Source organism: Streptomyces sp. PA03-1a, from assembly GCF_033792805.1.
GTDB lineage: Bacteria > Actinomycetota > Actinomycetes > Streptomycetales > Streptomycetaceae > Actinacidiphila.
The window spans coordinates 1-7,066 of record NZ_JARAVO010000349.1 but is presented as its reverse complement, the minus strand read 5'-3'; the positions used below and the strand labels follow the sequence as shown (position 1 = coordinate 7,066).

The 7,066-nt window shown below is 72.1% G+C and carries 8 protein-coding genes; 2 read left to right on the top strand and 6 right to left on the bottom strand.

The window, feature by feature from the left end; translation table 11 throughout:
* Window positions 1–14: 14 nt before the first annotated feature.
* Both PV341_RS42450 and PV341_RS42445 read left to right on the top strand, forming a co-directional pair.
* Complete coding sequence (locus PV341_RS42450; protein WP_500360655.1) at window positions 15–566, top strand: HNH endonuclease family protein; 552 nt, start codon at window positions 15–17, stop codon at window positions 564–566.
* 113 nt (window positions 567–679) lie between these two features.
* Window positions 680–2,341 carry an alkaline phosphatase D family protein gene (locus PV341_RS42445; RefSeq protein WP_500322137.1) on the top strand — a complete coding sequence of 554 codons (1,662 nt, stop codon included), beginning with the start codon at window positions 680–682 and terminating at the stop codon, window positions 2,339–2,341.
* Window positions 2,342–2,413: 72 nt separating this feature from the next.
* Here the strand turns inward: PV341_RS42445 and PV341_RS42440 are convergent, their stop codons facing one another.
* The 6 genes from PV341_RS42440 to PV341_RS42415 all read right to left on the bottom strand — a co-directional run.
* Window positions 2,414–3,208: an ABC transporter permease gene (locus PV341_RS42440; protein ID WP_500322139.1), complete on the bottom strand. Its 795-nt coding sequence runs from the start codon at window positions 3,206–3,208 to the stop codon at window positions 2,414–2,416.
* Complete coding sequence (locus PV341_RS42435) at window positions 3,205–4,209, bottom strand: ATP-binding cassette domain-containing protein (protein ID WP_500360654.1); 1,005 nt, start codon at window positions 4,207–4,209, stop codon at window positions 3,205–3,207. The genes PV341_RS42440 and PV341_RS42435 overlap by 4 nt, the downstream gene beginning before the upstream one ends.
* A 60-nt stretch (window positions 4,210–4,269) precedes the next feature.
* On the bottom strand, window positions 4,270–5,112 hold the full coding sequence (locus tag PV341_RS42430) for a DUF4097 family beta strand repeat-containing protein (RefSeq protein ID WP_499511657.1): 843 nt from the start codon (window positions 5,110–5,112) through the stop codon (window positions 4,270–4,272).
* A gap of 92 nt (window positions 5,113–5,204) precedes the next feature.
* Window positions 5,205–5,729, bottom strand: coding sequence for a toxin-antitoxin system HicB family antitoxin (locus PV341_RS42425; protein ID WP_500322143.1), 525 nt, complete (start codon window positions 5,727–5,729; stop codon window positions 5,205–5,207).
* A gap of 244 nt (window positions 5,730–5,973) precedes the next feature.
* Window positions 5,974–6,480: a hypothetical protein gene (locus PV341_RS42420; protein ID WP_500360653.1), complete on the bottom strand. Its 507-nt coding sequence runs from the start codon at window positions 6,478–6,480 to the stop codon at window positions 5,974–5,976.
* An 8-nt stretch (window positions 6,481–6,488) separates the two neighbouring features.
* Window positions 6,489–7,066 (bottom strand): type 1 periplasmic-binding domain-containing protein (locus PV341_RS42415; RefSeq protein ID WP_500360652.1); only part of this gene is annotated, 578 nt, incomplete at its 5' end.

The following is a 7,066-nucleotide window of genomic DNA, read 5'->3' as shown; positions in this document are numbered from 1 at the left end:
GGTAGGTACGGGCGGTGGCGGCGCTCCCCACCCCCGTCAGCGCCGCCACCGCCCGTACCTACCTGGCCTCGCTCAGGGTCGCCACCGAGAACCGCACCGGATACAACCGCGACCTGTTCCCCCACTGGATCACCATCAGCGGCGCCTGCAACACCCGTGAGACGGTGCTCAAGCGCGACGGCAGCGGCGTGGTCACCGACTCCTCCTGCGCCGCCACCAGCGGCAGCTGGTACTCCGTCTACGACGGCGCCACCTGGACCGCCGCGTCCGACCTCGACATCGACCACCTCGTGCCCCTCGCCGAGGCCTGGGACTCCGGCGCCTCCGCCTGGACCACCTCCCAGCGGCAGGCCTTCGCCAACGACCTCACCCGCCCGCAGCTCATCGCCGTCACCGACAACGTGAACCAGGCCAAGGGCGACCAGGACCCGGCCACGTGGATGCCGTCCCGCACCGCGTACGCCTGCACCTACGTGCGCGCCTGGGTCCAGGTGAAGTACTACTACAACCTGGCGGTCGACTCCGCCGAGAAGAGCAAGCTCAGCAGCGTCCTCAGCGGCTGCTGACGGTGCGTCCCGGCCCCGCCCGGCCGCCGGGACCGCGGCCCGGGCGGGGCCGGGAACTCACGCCTTCCCTCCGACGTCCACAACTCACGACGACGGAGGGAAGGCCGACCGCCATGGCAGAACTGCGCCTGGGCCCGCTGCTGAGATACGTGGACGAGGACACGGCCACCGTGTGGGTCGAGGCGGACCGCCCCGCCACGGCGACCGTCGCCTGCGAGGACGGGGCCACCGGCAGCGAGCGCACCTGGCAGATCGCGGGCCACCACTACGCGATCGTCACCGTGACGGGGCTGCGCCCCGGCACCTCCACGCCCTACCGCGTCCTCCTCGACGGGCAGCAGGTCTGGCCGCTGCCCGGCTCCCCGTACCCGCCCAGCACCATCCACACCGCCGGGCACGACGGGGACGGCGGGGAGGACGGACAGCCGCTGCGCGTCGCCTTCGGCTCCTGCCGCTGGGCCGCGCCGCCCCCGGACGAACCCGACCCCATCGGCCCCGACGCGCTGGACACCCTCGCCCACCACATCGGCTCCGGCGACGCGCCCCGCCCCGACCTCCTGCTGCTGCTCGGCGACCAGATCTACGCCGACGAGACCTCCGCGGCCACCCGCCGCTGGCTCGCCCGGCGCCGCGACCTGGACGAGCCGCCCTGGGACCAGGTCGCCGACTACGAGGAATACACCCACCTTTACTACGAGTCCTGGCTCGACCCGGACATCCGCTGGCTGCTGTCCACGGTGCCCAGCTGCATGATCTTCGACGACCACGACGTCATAGACGACTGGAACACCTCCCACACGTGGCGCAACACCATGCGGGAGACGGCCTGGTGGCACGAGCGCGTCACCAGCGGCCTCACCTCGTACTGGGTCCACCAGCACCTCGGCAACCTCACCCCCGCCGAACTCGCCGCCGACAAGCTCCTCGCCGCGGTGCGCGCCGCCGAGGACGGCACGGAGACCCTGCGCGCCTTCGCCGCACGCGTGGAGGCCGACCCGGCGCACACCCGCTGGAGTTACCGCCGCGACCTCGGACGCACCCGCCTGCTCATGGTCGACTCACGCGCCGCCCGCGTCCTGGACGAGCACGACCGCGCCATGCTCGACCCGGCGGAACTCGACTGGCTGCGCCAGAACGTCCGCCCCGACGGCAGCTTCGACCACCTGCTCATCGGCACCTCCCTGCCCTGGCTCCTCCCGCACGCCGTCCACGACGCGGAGGCGTGGAGCTCCGCCCTCTGCGGCGGCAGCCGCGGCCACCGCTGGACGCACCGCGGCGAACGCCTGCGCCAGGCCGGCGACCTCGAACACTGGTCGGCCTTCCCCGACTCCTTCGACGCCCTCGCCGGGCTCCTCACCGACGCCGCCGACGCCCCCGAGGCCCCCGCCACGATCTGCGTCCTGTCCGGCGACGTCCACCACGCCTACACCGCCGAGGCCCACCGGCCCGGCACGCCGCTGCGCTCCCGTCTGCTGCAACTGACCTGTTCGCCGGTCCACAACACGATCCCCGGCTTCATGCGCCTCGCCTTCCGCTTCGCCTGGACGGGCCCCGCCCGGCTCATCGGCCGCGCCCTCGCCCGTCACGGCCGCGCCGGCACCCCGTCGCTGCGCTGGCGCAAGACGGGCGGCCCATGGTTCGGCAACCAGCTCATGACCCTGTCCCTGCGCGGCCGCGCCGCCGCGCTCCGGCTGGACCAGACCCGGGCCCCCAAGGGGACGGCACGGCGGGCGGAGTTGGTGACGGTGATGGACACCCACCTCACGACGGACTGAGCAGGGACGCGTAATCCGAGCAGAGGGCCCCGCGCGGCGCGCGGGGCCCTCCGCCGTGGTGCGTGCACCGGATCAGAAGGTGCTGGTGCTGTTGAACCTCGCGGTGGACCAGCGGTAGCCGAGGACGGTGAGGCCGGCGCACCAGGCGGCGGCGATCCACCCGTTGTCGCCGATGCCGGTGCCCAGGAGGAGGCCACGGAGGGTCTCGATGGCGGGGGTGAAGGGCTGGTACTGGGCGATGGGCCGGAACCAGCCGGGCATGGAGTGCAGGGGCACGAAGGCGCTGGACAGCAGGGGGAGCAGGATCAGGGGGGTGGCGTTGTTGCTGGCGGCCTCGGCATTGGGGCTGACCAGGCCCATGCCGACGGCGATCCAGGTCAGTGCGGTGGCGAAGCCGACGAGCAGGGCCAGGGCGGCGAGCCATTCCAGGGGGGTGGCGTGGGTGGAGCGGAAGCCGATGGCGACGGCGACGGCGGCGACGAGGACGACGCTGAGGACGGATTGCAGGACGCTGCCGATGACGTGTCCGACGATCACGGAGCCGCGGTGGATGGCCATGGTGCGGAAGCGGGCGATGATGCCTTCGGTCATGTCGTTGGAGACCGAGACGGCGGTGCCGATGGTGGTGCTGCCGATGGTCATCAGGAGCAGGCCGGGGACGAGGTAGGCGATGTAGGCGGAGCGGTCGGGGGTGCCGCCCGCGATGCCGGCGCTCATGGTGTCGCCGAAGACGTAGACGAACAGCAGGAGCAGCATGATCGGGGTGAGGAGGAGGTTGAGGGTCAGGGAGGGGTAGCGGCGGGCGTGCAGGAGGTTGCGGCGCAGCATGGTGGAGCAGTCGCGCAGGGCGTGGGTCGATGTGCTCATCGCAGGGCCTCCGTGGGCTGGTGGGGGACGGTGGCGGTGTCGCCGGTGAGGGCGAAGAAGACGTCGTCGAGGTCGGGGGTGTGGACGGTCAGCTCGTCGGCGTGGACGGCGGCGGCGTCGAGCCGGTCCAGGAGGGTGCGCAGGTCGCGTTGGCTGCCGTCGCTGGGCAGTTGCAGGGTCAGGGCGTCGTCGTCGCGGGCCGCGCCGGGCAGGGCGGTGGCGGCGTGGTGGTAGGCGGTGGGGTCGGTGAAGCGCAGCCGGATGTGGCCGCCGGGGATGAGGCGTTTGAGTTCGTCGGGGGTGCCTTCGGCGGCGATGGTGCCGTTGTGGAGGACGGCGATCCGGTCGGCGAGTTCGTCGGCCTCCTCCAGGTACTGGGTGGTGAGGAAGACGGTGACGCCGCCGGTGACGAGTTCGCGGATGATCTGCCACATGGTGTGGCGGGAGCGGGGGTCCAGGCCGGTGGTGGGTTCGTCCAGGAAGATGATGCGGGGGTCGCCGACCAGGGTCATGGCGATGTCCAGGCGGCGTTTCATGCCGCCGGAGTAGGTGGCGGCTGGCTTGCCGGCGGCCTCGGTGAGGTCGAAGCGTTTCAGCAGCGCGGCGGCCACCCGCCGTCCCTCGGCCTTGGACAGGTGGTGCAGGTCCGCCATCAGCAGCATGTTCTCCTCGCCGGTGATCAGCCCGTCGACGGCGGAGAACTGCCCGGTGACCCCGATCGCGGCACGCACCGCCTGCGGATCGCCGGCCAGGTCGTGGCCGGCGACCTGGGCCTGCCCGCCGTCGGCGGCGATGAGCGTGGACAGGATCTTCACCGCGGTGGTCTTCCCCGCCCCGTTCGGACCCAGCAACGCGAACACGGATCCGGCCGGGATGCGCAGGTCGATGCCGTCGAGCACGGTCTTGTCGCCGTAGGACTTGCGCAGACCGATGGCGGAGATGGCGGCGGGTGAGGCGTGACGGTCACCTTGCCTGGGCGTGGGCATGACAGATGAAGCCATGGGGCCCTCCATTCGAAGGCTGAAGTGGGTGGGGGCCGGCGCGGGTCGGGGTCGTGGTGCTCAGACCCGGGCACGGCGGATGTCGATGTTGCCCCAGCGGGTCCGGGCGTGGACCTCGACGGTGTCCTCGGTCGCCTCCGGGGTCCCGGACGCGGTGAGCGTGTTGCGGACCTGCCCACGCTCGGAGCTGACGTCGAGCCAGGCGGCGGTGCCCTCGCGGACGCCGACCTCGATGGCGCCGTAGGAGGTCTCCAGCTGGACGGTGCCGCGGGCGACCTCGGCGACGCGCAGGTTGCCGTGGGCGACGGTGGCCGTGACCGAGCTCTCGGCACGCTCGACGTCGACGTTGCCGTGGGCTCCGCGCACCCGCAGTTCGCCGAGCGCGGCGCCGACGGTCGTGGTGCCGTGCGAGTTCTTCAGGACGGCGGGACCGTCGAGGGTGCCGACGCGCAGGCTGCCGGAACTGGTGGTGATCTCGGCCGTGCCCTCGATCCGGTCGACGGTGATCGAGCCGTGGGAGGCGGTCAGCTGCAGCGGGCCGGTCGTGTCGAAGCGGACGTCGTTGGACGAGGTCTTCACCCGGACCTCGCCGAGCCGGCCCTCGCCGAGCACCTGGGTCCAGGAACCGGTCACGTTGACGCGCGAGCCCGTGGGCAGTTCGACCGTCACGTCGACGGCGCCGCTGGGCCCGATGAGGTAGCGCTCCTTGGTCCTGACGGTGAGGGCGCCGTTCGCGTAGGTGACCTCGGTCTGGCCGGCCGCCCGGACGTCCTTGTCCCGCTTCGGGTCGCGGGGCAGCACCTCGACGACGGTGTCGGGGCGGTCGCCCGCGGCGAACCGGATGGAACCGGCGCCGACGTGGGCGGTGACGGAGATCGGTTCGGGGGTGTCGAAAGAAGGCATGGCTGTCCCGTCCTCTTGGGTCTTGGGGTCGTCCCCGCTGGTGGGACGTGGTGTGGGTGACGTGGAGCGGGTGCGGGTGCGGGCGGGCCCGGCTAGCGCACCCAGCCCGTGAAGCTCTGTCCGATGGTGCGGGTCTTCTCCGTCGTACGCTGCTGCGGGCCGCCGTCGACCGCGGCCGACACGGCCCGTACCAGCCACGCGTTGACCGACAGGCCCTCGCGGTTGGCGGCCTCCTCGGCGCGGGCCTTGAGGTGCGCCGGCAGGCGCAGGTTGACGCGTGCGGTGCCTCCCTCGTCGCCCTCGGCCGGGGCGGGGGCCGGGGCCTTGAGCGGTTCGACGGGCGCGTCCACCCGGTCCGCGGGGCCGCCGCCGGTGGGCGGCAGCGTCACCACGAAGTCGGGGTCCAGCCCGCGCAGCCGTACGTCGACCGAGCCGGGGGCGAGTTCTCGGGTGATCTCGTCCATCGCGGCGGAGAGCACGTTGAGCATGGTCAGGCGGGTCGCCGACTCCAGCGGAGCGGTGAGCCGCTCGGCCAGCTCGCGGGCATCCTCCCCGCCGGCTTCGGCGGCCACCGCGAGTTCACGGCGGAGGGTGTCGACATACGGGGTGAGGTCCATGACGTCATAGTGGCACCACTATGACGCCATGCGCAAGCCTGAAGGGTGCCGCATGGTGCCCACCCTGTGGTGTAGCCGCTCTGACCTGGTGAAACGTGATGACGGTGGCCTGAGCCATGATGATGCCACATGTGCGCGATGTGCCATGGATGGCGCTGGATGGTGCTACGTGGCGCCAGATGGTGCCACCAGGTAGTGCCAGGTGGCGCCAAGAGCTGACGCCGCCGGTACGCCCGCCCCGCGATCAGCCCGCGCGCTCCAGGGTGACGGTGCTGCGCACAGGCGTGGCCCGCCACATGGCGGCCAACTGCGGGTAGGACCGGATCAGGCGGAGCGTCTCCGCGAGCGCGGCGGTCCTGGGCGCGCCGATGGCGTGGTGGTCGAATCCGGTGTCCTGGAGGCCCAGGTCGTCCAGTTCGGCCCACGCCGGATCCTCGGCGCAGCAGAGCTGCAGCTCAACCTCCCAGTACCCGGGTTGCCGGTGGGGGTCGTCGCGGTTGCCGCCGGTGTCGTGGACCGCGAGCAGCCGCCCGAACGAGAGCGCGGGCAGGTCGTCGTTCCAGTCCCACCGGCCCCATGCGGCGATGAAGCCGTCGCCGTCGGCCTCCTCGACGCCCTCGACCTCGATGGCGAGGAACTCGGCGAACGACTGCCAGGCCGCGTCGACGTCGTGGACCGCGCCGGGCGCGGCGCCGTGGCGGCGCAGGATCCGGGCCAGGGCCTCGTCGGCGGATCGCCAGGGGATGGGCACCGGGGGCGCTATCCCTCGTGCTCGTCGAGCCAGAGGACGATCCCGGTCACACCGCCCAGGATGGCCGCGACGCCGGCGCGGACGGCCGCGGCGCAGCGGGCGGGGGTGAAGGTGGCGGGGTCGTACGTCGAGGACATGCCCAGACCCTCACCGCGGAACGACGCGCCGGACCAGTCGACGGCGGTGACGTTGGCGGTGGGCTCGGCCAACTCCGCGCCCACCACGAGGAACTGCTGGGAGAGGTGGTTCGGGGTGACCGTGGCGAGGGGGTCGATCAGGTCGTTGCCGGCGCTGACGATGAGGTCCGGATGCATGTCGAGGGCCCGGGTGACGTCGGACAGGAGGTCGGCGGGGTGGTCGGTGACGACCGTCCTGAGGTCGACGTGCTCGGCCTCGGCCCACTCCTTGACCGCGGTCGCCAGCGCCTTGGCGGGGCGGTCGTCGCCCGCGGTCAGCAGGACGACGCGGTAGCCCTCCGAGGGGTGGACCCCGGACCTGCCTCTTAAACACATCCCCGACCCCCGGGACCCTCTCTCAATCTCGATGGCCGTTTTCTGCTTGAAAAAAAAAACAAAACAAAGAAAGA

Coding starts and splice junctions, on each gene's coding strand:
- PV341_RS42435 (WP_500360654.1), bottom strand. CDS start 4,209: ATGGCTTCATCTGTCATGCCCACGCCCAGGCAAGGTGACCGTCACGCC.
- PV341_RS42445 (WP_500322137.1), top strand. CDS start 680: ATGGCAGAACTGCGCCTGGGCCCGCTGCTGAGATACGTGGACGAGGAC.
- PV341_RS42425 (WP_500322143.1), bottom strand. CDS start 5,729: ATGGACCTCACCCCGTATGTCGACACCCTCCGCCGTGAACTCGCGGTG.
- PV341_RS42430 (WP_499511657.1), bottom strand. CDS start 5,112: ATGCCTTCTTTCGACACCCCCGAACCGATCTCCGTCACCGCCCACGTC.
- PV341_RS42440 (WP_500322139.1), bottom strand. CDS start 3,208: ATGAGCACATCGACCCACGCCCTGCGCGACTGCTCCACCATGCTGCGC.